This window comes from Actinomadura decatromicini, from assembly GCF_008121305.1.
Classification (GTDB): Bacteria; Actinomycetota; Actinomycetes; order Streptosporangiales; family Streptosporangiaceae; genus Spirillospora; species Spirillospora syzygii.
Window position 1 is genome coordinate 1 of sequence record NZ_VSRQ01000003.1, and the last position, 15,350, is coordinate 15,350.

Consider the following 15,350-nt stretch of genomic DNA (forward strand, 5'->3'; position numbering starts at 1 on the left):
ACCCCGGATCCCTGCTCCACTGGACCCGCAAAATGATCGAAATCCGCCAACGCCACCCCGTCTTCGGCGTCGGCTCCTACGTCGAACTCTCCGCCTCCAACCCCTCCGTCCTCGCCTTCACCCGAGAAATAAACGGAGGGGAGGCCAATCAATGGGGCGGAATGGACACCGTTCTCTGCGTGAACAACCTTTCCCGCTTCCCGCAGCCGGTCGAACTCGACCTCAGAAGATTCCGGGACTCCGCCCCCATCGAGTGCATGGGCGGCGTCCAGTTCCCGCCCATCGGCGACCTGCCGTATCTGCTGACGCTCCCCGGGCACGGCTTCTACTGGTTCCTCCTGCCGCCGCCGCCCGACGGACACGAGCCGGGAGAAGAGTGAGATGACCGTGTCGCCGCCCGACCGCTCCCTCGTCCGGCTCCTCGCCGGCTGGCTGCCCGCGCAGCGGTGGTTCGGCGGCAAGGACGGCCCGATCGACGACCTCGCCATCGGCACCGCCACCGAGCTGCTGCCCGGCGACCCCGCCCTCCACCACCTGATCCTCGACGTCCGCCAGGACGGCGTCACCGACCGCTACCAGATGCTGCTCGGCGTCCGGAGCGACCTGCCCGAGCGGCTGCGTCCCGCCCTGATCGGGCGCCTCGTGGGCGACCACGGGCTCGACGGGCACGTCTACGACGCCGCGCACGACGCGGAGCTGACCCGCCCGCTGCTCGCCCACCTGGCGGAGGAGACCGCCGCCGGGCCGGTGCGGTTCCGCCGCGCGCCGGGCACCGGCCTGCGCACGGACCTCGACGCCGTCCCCACCACGGCCGAGCAGAGCAACACGTCCCTGGTCTTCGGCGACGCCTACATCCTCAAGCTGTTCCGCCGCCTGTCCCCCGGAGTCAACCCCGACCTTGAGGTCAACCTCGCGCTGTCCCGCCAGGGCTGCGAGCACGTGCCCGTCGTGCACGGCTGGGTCGAGCTTGAGCCGGACGCAGCCGGGGACGACCCCGTCACGCTGGCGCTCCTCTCGGAGTTCCTGCGCGGCGCGACCGACGGCTGGCAACTCGCGCTGACCAGCGTCCGCGACTGGTTCGCGCAGCCGGCCGCGGCGGCGCCGACCACGGCCGGGGCGGGCGACGCGGGCGGCGACTTCGCCGCTGAGGCGGAGCGGCTCGGCGCGGCGACGGCCGAGGTGCACCGCGACCTCGCCGCCGCGTTCGGCGTGTCGCAGACCCCGGCGGCCCGGGTGCGGGACGCCGTGTTCGGCATGCACCGGCAGCTCGACGAGGTCGGCGCGGTCGTCCCGGAGCTGCGGCCGTACTCGCACGCGATCCGCGAGGTGTTCGACCGGCTCGCGTCGCAGGCCGGGACGCTCACCTACCAGCGCGTCCACGGCGACTACCACCTCGGCCAGGTCATGCGGACCGGCACCGGCTGGACGGTCCTCGACTTCGAGGGCGAGCCCGCGCGTCCGCCCGCCGAGCGCCGGGCGCCCGCGCACCCGCTCCGGGACGTCGCCGGGATGCTCCGCTCGTTCGAGTACGCGGCCCGGTTCCTGCTCGCGCGGGGCGGCGACGTCCCCCCGGGCGCGGCCGAGACGCTGGAGCAGCGCGCCCGCGCGTGGGCGGAGCGGAACCGGGCCGCGTTCTGCGCGGGCTACGCGGCGGCGGGCGGCCCCGACCCGGCGGAGCACGAGGCGCTGCTGCGGGCGTTCGAGCTCGACAAGGCGGTGTACGAGATCCGCTACGAGGCGCGGAACCGGCCGTCGTGGCTGCCCGTCCCGCTGCGGTCCCTCGCCCACCTCGCGGGCTGACCGCCCGAGCGCGCCTGAGCGTGGCTACAGGTCGATCGAGTAGTCGAGGACGACCCTGTCGGCGGGCAGCACGATGTCGCGGCAGACCTCCATGACGTCCGCGCGGGAGAACAGGCGGCGGGTGATGGCGAGGACGGGCACGCCGCGCGTCATCCGCAGTGTCTCCGCCTCCTCCGGCGTCGGCATCCGGGAGCGGACCGCCTCCTCGACGCGGGTCGGCGGACGGCCGAGGTAGGCGAGCTGCGCGAGCGTCCCGCCGGGCCACGGCTCGCGCGCCGGGTCGGCCACCGGGGTGCCGCCGACGAGGTCCCACGGCAGGTAGTTGACGGAGATCTGCTGCGGCTCGCCGCGCGCGTGGAACACGAACCGGCGGCGCAGCAGCTCGGTGCCCGCGGGCAGCTCGAACAGCCCGCCGAGCTCGGGGTCGGCGCTCACCCGCGTGAACTCCCGGTCGAGCCGGTACTCCTCCCAGCTGATCCGCTGGTCGCGGGTGAAGGTCGTCTCCGGCACGGCGAGCGGCCGCGTCACCGCGCGGTAGCGGTCCATCGCGACCCGGCGCGCCGGCGGGACGACCCGGACCAGCGTGCCGCCGCCGCGGCGGGTCTCGACCAGGCCCTCGCCGCGCAGCAGCGCGACGGCCTGCCGGACGACGATCTCCGAGACGCCGTGCTCCGCGCACAGGTCGGCGATGGTCGGCAGCCGGGTCCCCGGCGGGAGGCTGCCGTCCCGGATGCCCTCGCGCAGCGTGTCGGCGATGCGCAGGTAGGCGGGTCGGTCCGGCACCGGCGTCACCTCCCCTTCTCCCGGGCGCGCCGACCGGCCGCCGCTCGGCTCGGCGTTCGACTCGGCACTCGACACGGCATTCGAAACGATGTTCGACGCCGCGTTCGATCCCCGGCACGCCCTCCCATCGATCCATACCTTCCACGCGCTATCCACGGGGGCACGGTCCGCTTACGGACAGCTTGACACCTCTAGGACTGAGTAAGACTTTTGTATACAGAAGAGCGGCCTCGGGGAAAGGACGACCTTGATGGGCGACTTCGAGGATCTGAAGGCGGCCATCGAGGAGGAGTTCCCGGGCTGGCAGGTGTGGCGAAGCGACGCCGGACGCTGGTACGCGACCCGCAGCGGCGACCTCACCGACGCGCAACTCCAGGCGGGATACGCGATGACGGTGGCCGCCGACGACTCGTCCGGGCTCCGCCGGCTGCTGATCGACCAGACCCGCCGGGAGCCCGGGGCGGGATGACGCGAGCCATGGGGAACGGCACGGCCCGGTCCGCGGCGGGGGCGGGCCGGGCCGGCGCGTTCGCCGGTACGGCAGGTACCTGTGGCGCTGAGGTGACACAGGAATGGAGCCCGCGGCGGTGTGGTCGGTGTCACCGCTGGGGCCAGGCTGACGTGGCCGCACGGGTGGCGCAACCGGCGCGACCCCACGACGAAGAGTCGTGCCGCCCGTGCGGCCGCACCACCCGCCGCACACCCCGTCACACCGCCTGCCGCACCCCCCGTCACACACCGCGCCGCACACCGCCGCCGCGCCGCCCGTCCTGAAAATCCGGCAAGCTCCCGGAAACAGGTGCGGCTAAGACGTGAGACCGACCGATCTGCGGGCACCTCTACTCGGGTAAAACTCAGGTCGGACGGGAGGCCCCCAGGTCATGGCACGGGTCACGCGCGCGGAGATCGACCGGCTGGTGGGCGGCGACCACCACGACCCGCACGGGGTGCTCGGGGCGCACCCCGGCCGGGACGGCGTGACGGTCCGGGCACTGCGGCCGCTCGCCGAACGGGTCGAGGTGGTGCTGCCGAACGGCGACCGGCATCCGCTGCGCCACTTCCACGAAGGAGTCTTCACCGGGACGCTGCCCCCCGGCGCGTCCCTTTCCGGGGACGACGACGGAAAGGCGCCGCTCGCCGTCCCCGACTACCGGCTCGCGGTCGCGTACGGGGACGGCGCCGAGACCGTCCAGGACGATCCCTACCGCCATCTTCCGACGCTCGGCGAACTCGACCTGCACCTGATCGGCGAAGGGCGGCACGAGGAGTTGTGGCGGGCGCTCGGGGCGCACGTCCGCGACTACTCGTCCGCGTTCGGAACGGTGACCGGGACGAGTTTCGCGGTGTGGGCGCCGACGGCGCGCGGGGTGCGGGTCGTGGGCGACTTCAACCACTGGGACGGGCGCGCGCATCCGATGCGTTCGCTCGGGTCGTCCGGCATCTGGGAACTGTTCGTGCCGGACGTCGGCGACGGGACGCGCTACAAATACGAGATCCTCGGCGGGGACGGCGTGTGGCGCGCGAAGGCCGATCCGATGGCCCGGTGGACCGAGCAGCCCCCGGCCACCGCGTCCCGCGTTTTCACCTCGTCCTATGAATGGGACGACGGGGAATGGATGGACGCCCGGAAGGAACACGACTGGCTGCACGAGCCGATGAGCGTCTACGAGGTCCATCTGGGTTCGTGGCGTCCGGGGCTCGGCTACCGCGAACTGGCCGACGAACTGACCGACTACGTGCGCGACTTGGGTTTCACGCACGTGGAACTGCTGCCGGTCACCGAGCATCCGTACGGCCCTTCCTGGGGCTACCAGGTGACGTCGTACTACGCGCCGACCTCGCGTTTCGGCGACCCGGACGACTTCCGGCACCTCATCGACCGCCTCCACCAGGCGGGCGTCGGCGTCATCATGGACTGGGTCCCCGCCCATTTCCCGAAGGACGAATGGGCCCTGGCCCGCTTCGACGGGACCGCCCTCTACGAGCACGCCGACCCGACGCGCGGCGAGCACCCCGACTGGGGGACGCTCGTCTTCAACTACGGGCGCGCGGAGGTCCGCAACTTCCTGGTCGCCAACGCCTCGTACTGGCTTGAGGAATTCCACATCGACGGGCTCCGCGTCGACGCCGTCGCGTCGATGCTTTACCTCGACTACTCCCGCAACGAGGGCGAATGGACGCCGAACATCTACGGCGGGCGCGAGAATCTTGAGGCCATCTCGTTCCTCCAGGAGATGAACGCGACGGTCTACAAGCGGAACCCGGGCGTCATGACGATCGCGGAGGAGTCGACCGCGTGGCCGGGCGTGTCACGTCCGACCCATCTGGGCGGTCTCGGATTCGGCTTCAAATGGAACATGGGCTGGATGCACGACACCCTGGAGTATCTGCGCCACGAGCCCGTGTTCCGCCATTACCACCACAACGAGATCACGTTCTCGCTGGTGTACGCCTTCTCGGAGAACTACGTCCTGCCGCTGTCGCATGACGAGGTCGTCCACGGAAAGGGATCGCTGCTCAGCAAGATGCCGGGCGACGCGTGGCAGCAGTTCGCCGGGCTGCGCGCGCTGCTCTCCTACATGTGGTCGCATCCCGGCAAGCAACTGCTGTTCATGGGGCAGGAGTTCGGGCAGGGCGCCGAATGGGCGGAGCAGCGCCCGCTCGACTGGTGGCTGCTGGAGAACGCCTCGGAGGGCGCGCACCATCTCGGGCTGCAGAAACTCGTCCGCGACCTGAACGGCGCCTACCGCGACAATCCCGCGCTGTGGACGCGCGACAGCGACCCCGATGGATTCCGCTGGATCGACGGCAACGACGCCGGCGGCAACACCCTCTCCTACCTGCGCTACGGGACGCCCGGCAGCGGCGAGCCGCCGGTCGTCGCGTGCGTCGTCAACTTCGCCGGGAACCCGCACGAGGACTACCGGCTCGGCCTGCCCCGCGCGGGCGGCTGGCGCGAGATCGTCAACACCGACTCCTACGAGTACGGAGGCAGCGGCGTCGGGAACCTCGGCCGCGTGGAGGCGGTGGAAGAGCCCTGGCACGGGCTCCCCGCGTCCACGACCCTGCGCGTCCCGCCCCTGGGCGCGGTCTGGCTCGTCCCGGAAACGCCGTCCTAATAGGCTGGCCCGATGACCGCAGCGAAGCGAGGATCTTCGGGCCACCGTCTCGGGGGTCCGGGGGTCGCCCCCCGGAAGGGCAGAGCCCGATGACCGCAGCGAAGCGAGGATCTTCGGGCCACCGTCTCGGGGGTCCGGGGGTCGCCCCCCGGAAGGGCAGAACCCGATGACCGTCGCGCAGCGCCTGCACATCGTTCCCGGCCAGTTCACCGTGGACCACTTCCCGAACGCGACCTTCCCCGAGGACGACGACTGGATCGCCCTCGTGCGCGCCCCGGAAGGGCTCACGGTCGTGCGCGAGGCGTCGCCGTTCGCCGAGGCGGAGCGCTGGGTCGGCTTCTACGGCGACGGCGCCCACAGCCTGAACGCGACCGGGATGCTCGCCGCGCTCGTCGGGCCGCTCGCCGACGCCGGGATCTCGGTGTTCGTCGCGTCCACCTACGCGGCGGACCTGGTGCTCGTCCCGGAGCACCGGCTGAAGGACGCGACCGCGGCGCTCCGCGACGCGGGCCACCGCGTCGAGACCGGGGACTAGAGGCGGTCGAGGAGCCAGCGCGGGCCGACGACGGCGGCGCCCGCCGCCTCGCAGCGCGCCCGCAGCTCCCGGTCGGCTGTCACGACCAGGTGCGCGGTGTCCGGCCCGGCCCCGCTGACGAGGTCGACGATCCGGTCGTCGCCGCTGCCCGGGGCCGCCACGACCCGCACCCCGTTCGCGGGCGCGTCCGCGACGCTCCGCGCCGCGCCCTCCACCACCAGGACGACCTCGGGGAAGGCGCGGTCGAACGGGACGAGCCCGCCCGGCACCCCGAGCACCCCCGCGTTCAGGACCTTCAGATCGTCGCGGAGCCGCGCGTTCGCGCCCGCCCGGTCCTTCCACCAGCCGTCGGCGCGGGCGCCGACGACGTTCGCCGCGTCCACGACGAGGACGAGGCCCCGCATCGCGTCCCGCAGCTTCGGCCACGACCGCGCGAACGGCGCGAACAGCTTGCGGTCGGTGACCTCCTCGGCGCGCACCCACTCGGCGCGGCGCGTCTCCCGCGACGCCGCGCCGACCGGCGGCCGCTCGGCGAGCGACCCCAGCACGGACGTGAACGTCCAGCCGCCGTGGTCCTCGACGCTCGTGCCGTGCACGGTCACCAGGCCGGTGTCGAGCGTGCACTCCTCGGTGGTCTCCCTGAGCGCGCCGGAGACCGGGTCCTCGTGGCTGTGCAGGGCGCCGCCGAACATGCCCCACGTGCCGCCGCCGATCCCCCACCACGCGCGCTGCTGGAGCAGGACCCACGTCTGCCCGTCCGGATCGCGGTGGTAGGCGAGGAGCCCGGCCGCGCCGAACCGTCCCCAGTGGGTGTGCCCGAGGTCGCACCCCGCCCAGCCGTCGCCGTCTCCCATGGCGACGACGATAGCCGCGATGGCCCGTGACGAACGGCACAGCCGCGCGGAGCCCATCTCCGAATAGCATTCGGGACGAGTGGCGATCAAGGGGGACGGACGTGAGCGTCGAGGCCGGGCCGCAGGCCCACCGGCGGGCCGCCGAGCTGTGGGACACGCTGTCGGGGGCCGAGCTGCTCCAGGCGATGGCGGACGGGCGGTTCCCGGAGATCTCCGACGTCAACCGGCACATCGGGCAGGTGCTCACCCGCGCCGTGCCCGGCCGGGTGGACATCTCCTGGACGCCGTCCGAGATCCTCTGCAACCCGGGCGGCACCGTCCACGGCGGGTACATCGCGATGATCCTCGACAACGCGGTCTGCCTCGCGGCGGCCAGCACCGGGGAGCGCTTCGTCCCCATGCTGACGCTGAACCTGAACGTCGACTACCTGCGCGCCGTCCGCGCGGACGAGACCTACACGGTGGCCGGGACGTGCGTGCACCCCGGCCGCACCCGCATGTACTCCACGGCGACGGTGGACGACGCGGACGGGCGCCCGGTGGCGCGGGCGTCGGCGAGCGTCGTCCCGAACAAGGCGTTCGCACGCTGAACAAGGCGGTCGCACGTTAAGCAAGCGTTCACGCGTTGAACAAGGCGGTCGCACGTTGAACAAGGCGGTCGCGCGCCGACCCTGCGGGACCGCTCGCGATCGAGCACATAGGCTGGCCCCATGGTGGATCCCGGCACAGTGGTGAACGCGATCAAGCAGGCCCGCGACCGGCGGACGGCCCCGCTGATCCTCGAACTCGACCTCACCGAGGGCATCGTCGAGACGGCGCCCGCCGACCCGGTCTCCGCGATCCTCGCCATGCGCCGGACGAGCCTGCGCGACGTCCTCGACGGGCTGCGCCGCGCCCGCTCCGACGCGCGGGTGCGCGCCCTCGTCGTGAAGGTCACCGGCGGCGCGGGCCTGGCGCTGGTGCAGGAGTTGCGGGAGGCCGTCCAGGCGCTGCGGGACGCGGGCAAGCACACGGTCGCGTGGGCGGAGACGTTCGGCGAGAGCGGGCGCGGCACCGTCCCGTACTACCTGGCGACCGCGTTCGACGCCATCTACCTCCAGCCGACCGGGGAGGTCGGGCTGACCGGCATCGCGATCGAGGAGCCGTTCCTCGCGGGCGCGCTGGAGAAGGCGGGCGTCCAGCCGAGGTTCGCCAAGCGGCACGAGTACAAGACCATGGCGAACACGTTCATGGAGAAGGCGTACACGCCGGAGCACGAGGAGTCGTCGAAGCGGCTCGTCGCGTCGATCGGCGAGCAGATCGCCGACGGCGTCGCCGCCGCGCGCGGGCTGCCCGCCGACAAGGTCCGCGCGCTGATCGACCGGGGCCCGTTCCTCGCCGGTGAGGCGCTGGAGGAGAACCTCGTCGACAAGCTCGGCTACCGCGACGAGGTGTACGCCGACCTGCGCGAGCGGTTCGGCGACGAGGCGCAGCTCCGCTACGTGTCCCGGTACGCCCGCGCGCACGGCCTCGCGAGCCGCCTCCCGCAGCCCGGCAAGCAGGACGTGGTCGCTCTGGTCAACGGGCACGGCCCGATCCGGCTCGGGCGCAGCGGGCGCGGCGGCCCGTTCCCGAACTCCGGTCCCGCGATGGGCTCGGACACGGTCGGCGCCGCCATCCGCGCCGCCGTGAAGGACGACCGCGTCAAGGCGATCGTGTTCCGGGTGAACAGCCCCGGCGGGTCGGCGGTGGCGTCCGACGCGATCTGGCGCGAGGTGGTGCTCGCCCGCCGCGCCGGGAAGCCCGTCATCGTGTCGATGGGCAACGTCGCGGCGTCCGGCGGGTACTACGTCGCGATGGCCGCCGACACGATCGTCGCGCAGCCCGGCACCATCACCGGGTCGATCGGCGTCGTCGCGGGCAAGGCGGTCGTGAACGGCCTGCTCGACCGGGTCGGCGTGAACCTCGGCGCGGTCGCCGAGGGCGACCACGCCCGGATGGCGAGCGCCACGAAAGACTTCAGCGACTCCGAGTGGGAGCGGGTCAACGCGTCCCTCGACAAGATCTACGACGACTTCACCTCGCGGGTCGCGGACGGGCGGGGCCTGTCCCGCGAGCGCGTCCACGAGCTGGCGCGGGGCCGCGTGTGGACGGGCGCCGACGCCAAGGAGCACGGCCTCGTCGACGAACTGGGCGGCCTCGACCGGTCGCTCGACCTGGCCCGCAAGGGCGCGGGCCTGCCCGCCGACACGCCCGTCCGCGTCTACCCGCACACCTCGCCGCTGGAGCGGCTGCGCCCGCCCGAGTCCAGCGAGGACCGCGCCGCCGCCGCGGCCCGGTTCGACGCCTGGGGCTCGCTCGGCGGCCTCGCCGCCCGGCTCGGGCTGCCCGCCGCCGGGCCGCTGACGCTGCCCGGCTCCTGGGACATCCGCTGACCGGCGTCCCCGGCTTCGCCGACGCCGTCGCGGGCTTCGCCACCGGGGTGGTCGTGCTGACCGTCCGGGACGGCCGCGACGACCTCGGCACCACGGTCACCGCGTTCATGTCGGTGTCGCTGGAGCCGCCGATGGTGCTGGCGAGCGTGGCGGCGTCGTCCTACGTGGCGGAGGTGCTGGGACGACAGGACAGGTGGGCGGCGACGGTGCTGTCCGCCGGGCAGCGCGCCCTCGCCGGACGGTTCGCCGCCGAAGGACGTCCCGGCGCCCGCATCCTCCTCGCGAGCGAGCCGCACCACCGCGGCGAGCACTCCGGGGCGCTCATCCCGGAGACGGGCGTGTCCGCGCTGGAGTGCGAGACGCGGCAGGTAGTCGAGGCGGGCGACCACGTCCTGTTCGTCGCCGGGGTCCTCGCCGCCGACTACACGACGCGCGACCCGAAGCCCCTGATCAGGGTCAACCGCCGCTACCTCACCTGAACCCCGGCCCGCCACACCGCCGCCGTCTGGGGGACGCCGGGGCGGTAGGCGAGGTGGATGTGGGACGGGGCGTCCAGCACGTGCACGTCGGCGCGGGCGCCGGGGGCGAGGCGGCCGACGTCGGTGCGGCGCAGGGCCCGCGCGCCGCCCGCCGTCGCGGACCAGACGGCCTCGGCGGGCGTCATCCGCATGTCGCGGACGGCGACCGCGATGCAGAACGCCATGCTGGAGCTGTAGCAGGACCCGGGGTTGCAGTCGGAGGCGAGCGCGACGGTGGCGCCAGCGTCCAGGAGGCGGCGCGCGTCCGGGTACGGCTGGCGGGTGGAGAACTCGACGCCGGGCAGGAGCGTCGCGACGGTCTGGGACGACGCCAGCGCGTCCACGTCGGCGTCGCTCAGGAACGTGCAGTGGTCGGCGGACGCGGCGTCCAGCTCGACCGCGAGCCGCACGGCCGGGCCCTCGGTGAGCTGGTTGGCGTGCACCCGCGCGCCGAGCCCCGCCTTGACGCCCGCCTGGAGCACCTCGCGGGCCTGGTCGGCGTCGAACGCGCCCCGCTCGCAGAAGACGTCCACCCAGCGGGCGTGCGGGGCGCAGGCGGCGAGCATGTCGGTCGAGACGAGCCGCGTGTAGCCGGCGGTGTCGTCCCCGTACTCGGACGGGACGACGTGCGCCCCGAGGTAGGTGACCTCGTCCGCGAACTCGGCGGCGATGCGGACGGCCCGCTCCTCCTGCTCGACCGTCAGCCCGTAGCCCGACTTGCACTCGACGGTCGTCGTCCCCTGCCGGGCCATCTCGCCGACCAGGCGGCGGACGGTCGCGCGCAGCTCGTCGTCGGACGCGGCGCGGGTGCGCGCCACGGTCGTCCGGATCCCGCCAGCCGCGTACTTCTGGCCGCTCATGCGCGCCGCGAACTCCTCGGCGCGTTCCCCGGCGAAGACGAGGTGGGCGTGCGAGTCGACGAACCCGGGGAGGACGGCCCGGCCCGCCGCGTCGAACGCCTCGTCGGCGGCGGGCGCGTCCGCGGACGGGCCCGTCCACGCGATCCGGTCGCCGTCGATCACGACGGCCGCGTCCCGGATCACCCCCAGGCCGTCGCCCACGGCCGGGTCGTTGGTGACCAGTTCCCCGATGTCGGTGATGGCGATGCTCAAGCGGGCTCCTCGGCGGTGATGGCCTCGATCGCGGTGGTCAGGGCGGCGGGGACGTCGTCGACCAGCAGGTGGCGGCCGTCGCGCACGATCTCCCGTCCGGACACGACGACGTGCCGGACGTCCGCCGCCGTCGCGGCGAACACGGCCGCCTCCGCGACGTGGTCGGGCGCGGCCCCCGCCGTGCGGACGGAGTCGAGCGCGACGCTGACGAGGTCGGCGTAGGCGCCGGGTTCGATGCGTCCCGCCTCCGGCCAGCCGAGCCCGTAGTGCCCGTTGGACGTGGCGGCGGCGAGCAGCTCCCCGGCCGTCCAGTGGCCGCGGCGGCGGGTGCGCAGGCGCTCGTCCAGCTCGACCGCGCGGGCCTCCTCGAACAGGTCGATCACGGCGTGCTGGTCGGAGCCGAGCGAGATCGGAGAGCCCGCGCCGGCGAGGTCGCGGGCCGGGCCGACGCCGTCTGCGAGGTCCCGCTCGGTCGTCGGGCACATGCACACGCTTGTGAGCGTGGTGCCGAGCAGGCCGATGTCCTCGGCGGTGAGGTGCGTCGCGTGGACGGCCGTCGTCAGCGCCCCGAGCGCGCCCGACTCGGCGAGCAGGCGGGTCGGCGTCATGCCGTACGCCTCCTCGCACTCCGCGTTCTCGGCGGGCTGCTCGGACAGGTGGACGTGCAGCGGCGCCCGGTGCTCCTTCGCCCACGCCGCGACCGCGCCGAGCTGCTCGCGCGGCACCGCCCGGACGGAGTGGATCGCCGCACCGACGCGGGCGTGGAGACGTCCCCCCTTGTCGGTCTGGTCGCGCAGGCTGCCGACCCGGCGCGCCCAGTTGCCCACCGTGCCGTCGCCGAAGCGCAGCTGCGGGCCGGTGAGCGGACGCCCGATGCCGCCCGCGAGGTAGCAGGTGTCGAGGAGCGTGATCCGGATGCCCGCGTCGGACGCGGCGGCGATCAGCGCCTCGCCCATCGCGTTGGGCTCGTCGTAGGGGGCGCCGTCCGGCCGGTGGTGCAGGTAGTGGAACTCGCCGACGCAGCTGATCCCGGCGAGGGCCATCTCGGCGTAGACGGCGGTGGCGAGGGCGCGGTAGGAGTCCGGGTCGAGCCGTGCCGCGGCCTTGTACATCTGGTCGCGCCACGTCCAGAAGGTCCCGGACTGGGCCTGCGCGCGGGAGCGGAGGACGCGGTGGAAGGCGTGCGAGTGCGCGTTCGCGAGACCGGGGAGCGTCAGCCCCGGCAGCCGCGCGGCCCCCGGCGGGGCCGGGACGCCGGGCGCGACGCGGGTGATCCGCTCGCCGTCGGCCTCGATCAGCACGTCGGACGCCACGGCGTCACCGAGCCAGGCGAACTGGGCATGCCACTGCATGTCGGGACCCCTACCCGCGCGCCAGGTCGTCCAGTACCGCGGTGAGCGCCTCCACCCCGGCCAGGCAGTCGGCCGGTTCGGCGGACTCCGCGGGCGCGTGCGACACTCCCGACGGGTTCCGGACGAACAGCATCGCCGTCGGCACGCGGGCGGACAGGATCCCCGCGTCGTGGCCCGCCCCGGTCGGCAGCACCGGGACGCCGCCGAGCGCCTTGCCGATCCGGTCGCGCAGCGCCAGGTTCAAGTCGACGATCTCGGTGTAGGACTCCTCCGCCAGGTCGACGCTCACCCGGTGCGGACGGGCGGCGACCCGGGCCGCCTCGTCGGTCTCGGCGACCGTCCGGCGGACGGCGTCGTCGGCGGGGCCGCGGGCGTCCAGCCAAGCGCTGACGGACGAGGCGATCGCGTTCACCCCGCCCGGCACGACCCGCACCTTCCCGACCGTCGCGACCGCGCCGTTCCGCTCGGCCGCCTCGCGGGCCGCGAGGACCATCGCCGCGAACGGCAGCATCGGGTCGCGGCGGTCGGCGAGGAGGGTCGTCCCGGCGTGGTTGCCCTCGCCCGTGAAGTCGAACCGCCACCGCCCGTGCGGGACGATCGCGCTCGCCACCCCCACCGGCTCGTGGAGGGCGCGGCCCTGCTCGACGTGCAGTTCGACGTACTGCCCGATGCGTCCGAGGAGGCCCTCATCGGGGCCGATGGTGTCGGGGTCAAGCCCGGCGTTGTGCATGACCTCGGCGAACGTGTGACCGTCCGCGTCGGTCAGGCCGCGCGCCCGCGCCGGGTCGATCGCGCCGGACAGCAGCCGCGAGCCGAGGCACGCCACCCCGAACCGCGCGCCCTCCTCCTCGGCGAACGCCGCGATCCCGATCGGCCGCGCGGGCGCGAAGCCGCGCTCGCGGAGCCGGTCGACGGCGGCGAACGCCGAGACGACGCCGAGCGGCCCGTCGAACGCGCCGCCGCCCGGCACCGAGTCCAGATGGCTTCCGGTCAGGACGGCGCCGTCGCGCGTCCCGTCGGCCGGGTACCACCAGGCGAACATGTTGCCGTTCGGGTCGTGCTCGACGGTCAGGTCGCGGCGGCGGGCCTCGTCCAGGAACCAGGCGCGGCACTCCAGCTCGGGCGGCGTCCACGCGAACCGGTGGTAGCCGCCGGTCGCGTCGTCCCGCCCGACCGGCAGCAACGCCGCCCACATCTCCTCGAAGCTCATGGGCGCATCGGGATCCGGACCCCGCGCTCGTCGGCGACCTCGGCGGCGCGGTCGTAGCCCGCGTCGACGTGCCGCATGACGCCCGTCCCCGGGTCGTTGGTCAGGACCCGGCGGAGCTTCTCGCCCGCGAGGGCCGTCCCGTCCGCGACGCAGACCTGGCCCGCGTGGATCGAGCGGCCGATCCCGACGCCGCCGCCGTGGTGGATCGACACCCACGTCGCGCCGGACGAGGTGTTCAGCATCGCGTTCAGCAGCGGCCAGTCGGCGATCGCGTCGGAGCCGTCCTTCATGCCCTCGGTCTCCCGGTACGGGCTCGCGACCGAGCCGCAGTCGAGGTGGTCGCGGCCGAGCACGATCGGCGCGCTGATCTCGCCCCGCGCGACCAGGTCGTTGAACGCCTCTCCGGCCTTGTCGCGCTCGCCGTAGCCGAGCCAGCAGATCCGGGACGGCAGGCCCTGGAAGTGGACCCGCTCCCCCGCCATCTTGATCCAGCGGGTGAGGGGCTCGTTGTCCGGGAAGAGGTCGAGGATCGCCTGGTCGGTGCGCGCGATGTCGGCCGGGTCGCCGGACAGCGCCGCCCACCGGAACGGCCCCTTGCCCTCGCAGAACAGCGGGCGGATGTAGGCGGGCACGAACCCCGGGAACTCGAACGCCCGCTCGTACCCGGCGAGCTGCGCCTCCCCGCGGATCGAGTTGCCGTAGTCGAACACCTCGGCGCCCGCGTCCTGGAAGCCGACCATCGCCTCGACGTGCGCGGCCATCGACGCGCGGGCCCGCTCGGTGAACGCGGCCGGGTCCTTGTCGCGCTCGGCGGCCATGTCCGCGAACTCGACGCCGCGCGGCAGGTACATCAGCGGGTCGTGCGCGCTGGTCTGGTCGGTGACGATGTCGATCGGCGCGCCCCTGCGCAGCAGCTCGGGGACGATGTCGGCCGCGTTCCCGAGGACCGCGATCGACAGCGGGCGCCTTGCCTCGCGCGCCTCCTCGGCGAGGCGGAGCGCCTCGTCCAGCGAACCGGCCTTGACGTCGCAGTACCGGTGCTCGACGCGCCGCTCGATCCGGGACGGGTCGCACTCGACGCAGATCGCGACGCCGCCGTTCATCGTCACGGCGAGCGGCTGCGCGCCGCCCATCCCGCCGAGCCCGGCGGTCAGCGTGATCGTCCCGGCGAGGGAGCCGCCGAACCGCTTCTCCGCGACGGCCGCGAACGTCTCGTAGGTGCCCTGGAGGATGCCCTGCGTGCCGATGTAGATCCACGAACCGGCGGTCATCTGGCCGAACATCGTCAGGCCGAGCGACTCCAGGCGGCGGAACTCCTCCCAGGTCGCCCACTGCGGGACGAGGTTCGAGTTCGCGATCAGCACGCGCGGGGCCCACTCGTGCGTCTGGAAGATCCCGACCGGCTTGCCGGACTGGACGAGCAGCGTCTCGTCCCCCTCCAGGTCGGCGAGGGAGCGGAGGATGCCGTCGAAGGCGTCCCAGTTCCGGGCCGCCTTGCCCGAGCCGCCGTAGACGACCAGTTCGTCCGGGTGCTCGGCGACCTCGGGGTCGAGGTTGTTCTGGATCATGCGGAGGGCGGCCTCCTGCGGCCAGCCCTTCGCGGCGGTCAGCGCGGTGCCGCGCGGGGCGCGGACGGGCCTCGGACCTGACATC

At 73.7% G+C, this 15,350-nt stretch carries 14 protein-coding genes; 8 read left to right on the forward strand and 6 right to left on the reverse strand.

The genetic code is table 11. The annotated features are described in order from the left end of the window. Both FXF68_RS13770 and FXF68_RS13775 read left to right on the forward strand, forming a co-directional pair. Nucleotides 1–380, forward strand: a 380-nt coding sequence (locus FXF68_RS13770; RefSeq protein WP_187437916.1) for an alpha-glucosidase C-terminal domain-containing protein, incomplete at its 5' end; no start/stop codon positions are given. Between the two features lies 1 nt (nt 381). After that, a complete protein-coding gene (locus FXF68_RS13775) occupies nt 382–1,800 on the forward strand; it encodes a maltokinase N-terminal cap-like domain-containing protein (protein ID WP_148759410.1) in 1,419 nt (472 codons plus the stop codon). A 24-nt stretch (nt 1,801–1,824) separates the two neighbouring features. On the opposite strand, the gene FXF68_RS13780 is transcribed toward FXF68_RS13775, so the two are convergent. After that, complete coding sequence (locus tag FXF68_RS13780) at nt 1,825–2,583, reverse strand: GntR family transcriptional regulator (RefSeq protein WP_148759411.1); 759 nt, start codon at nt 2,581–2,583, stop codon at nt 1,825–1,827. Between the two features lie 250 nt (nt 2,584–2,833). Here FXF68_RS13780 and FXF68_RS13785 point away from each other — a divergent pair, with 250 nt between their 5' ends. From FXF68_RS13785 to FXF68_RS13795, 3 genes are all read left to right on the forward strand, one after another. Next, nucleotides 2,834–3,052: a hypothetical protein gene (locus FXF68_RS13785; RefSeq protein ID WP_148759412.1), complete on the forward strand. Its 219-nt coding sequence runs from the start codon at nt 2,834–2,836 to the stop codon at nt 3,050–3,052. A gap of 412 nt (nt 3,053–3,464) precedes the next feature. Beyond that, nucleotides 3,465–5,702 (forward strand): 1,4-alpha-glucan branching protein GlgB, encoded by a 2,238-nt coding sequence (gene glgB, locus FXF68_RS13790; RefSeq protein ID WP_148759413.1) that lies wholly within the window; start codon nt 3,465–3,467, stop codon nt 5,700–5,702. 166 nt (nt 5,703–5,868) lie between these two features. Then, nucleotides 5,869–6,237 (forward strand): ACT domain-containing protein, encoded by a 369-nt coding sequence (locus FXF68_RS13795; RefSeq protein ID WP_148759414.1) that lies wholly within the window; start codon nt 5,869–5,871, stop codon nt 6,235–6,237. On the opposite strand, the gene FXF68_RS13800 is transcribed toward FXF68_RS13795, so the two are convergent. Continuing rightward, nucleotides 6,234–7,091, reverse strand: a complete 858-nt coding sequence (locus FXF68_RS13800; RefSeq protein ID WP_148759415.1) for an NUDIX domain-containing protein — start codon at nt 7,089–7,091, stop codon at nt 6,234–6,236. The two genes, FXF68_RS13795 and FXF68_RS13800, sit on opposite strands and share 4 nt — an antisense overlap. 101 nt (nt 7,092–7,192) lie before the next feature. Here FXF68_RS13800 and FXF68_RS13805 point away from each other — a divergent pair, with 101 nt between their 5' ends. From FXF68_RS13805 to FXF68_RS13815, 3 genes are all read left to right on the forward strand, one after another. Further along, a complete protein-coding gene (locus FXF68_RS13805; RefSeq protein ID WP_246178672.1) occupies nt 7,193–7,681 on the forward strand; it encodes a PaaI family thioesterase in 489 nt (162 codons plus the stop codon). Nucleotides 7,682–7,801: 120 nt separating this feature from the next. After that, nucleotides 7,802–9,505 carry a signal peptide peptidase SppA gene (gene sppA, locus FXF68_RS13810; protein WP_148759416.1) on the forward strand — a complete coding sequence of 568 codons (1,704 nt, stop codon included), beginning with the start codon at nt 7,802–7,804 and terminating at the stop codon, nt 9,503–9,505. A gap of 47 nt (nt 9,506–9,552) precedes the next feature. Further along, on the forward strand, nt 9,553–9,984 hold the full coding sequence (locus FXF68_RS13815; protein ID WP_148759417.1) for a flavin reductase family protein: 432 nt from the start codon (nt 9,553–9,555) through the stop codon (nt 9,982–9,984). Here FXF68_RS13815 and hutI read toward each other — a convergent pair. From hutI to hutU, 4 genes are read right to left on the reverse strand one after another with little or no spacing between them, the layout of a single operon-like run. Next, nucleotides 9,972–11,135, reverse strand: a complete 1,164-nt coding sequence (gene hutI, locus FXF68_RS13820) for an imidazolonepropionase (RefSeq protein ID WP_148759418.1) — start codon at nt 11,133–11,135, stop codon at nt 9,972–9,974. The genes FXF68_RS13815 and hutI overlap by 13 nt on opposite strands. Further along, nucleotides 11,132–12,487, reverse strand: a complete 1,356-nt coding sequence (locus FXF68_RS13825) for a formimidoylglutamate deiminase (protein ID WP_148759419.1) — start codon at nt 12,485–12,487, stop codon at nt 11,132–11,134. The genes hutI and FXF68_RS13825 overlap by 4 nt, the downstream gene beginning before the upstream one ends. A gap of 10 nt (nt 12,488–12,497) precedes the next feature. Continuing rightward, nucleotides 12,498–13,697, reverse strand: coding sequence for an allantoate amidohydrolase (locus FXF68_RS13830; protein ID WP_148759420.1), 1,200 nt, complete (start codon nt 13,695–13,697; stop codon nt 12,498–12,500). Next, a complete protein-coding gene (hutU, locus tag FXF68_RS13835; protein WP_148759421.1) occupies nt 13,694–15,349 on the reverse strand; it encodes a urocanate hydratase in 1,656 nt (551 codons plus the stop codon). The genes FXF68_RS13830 and hutU overlap by 4 nt, the downstream gene beginning before the upstream one ends. Nucleotide 15,350 lies beyond the last annotated feature (1 nt).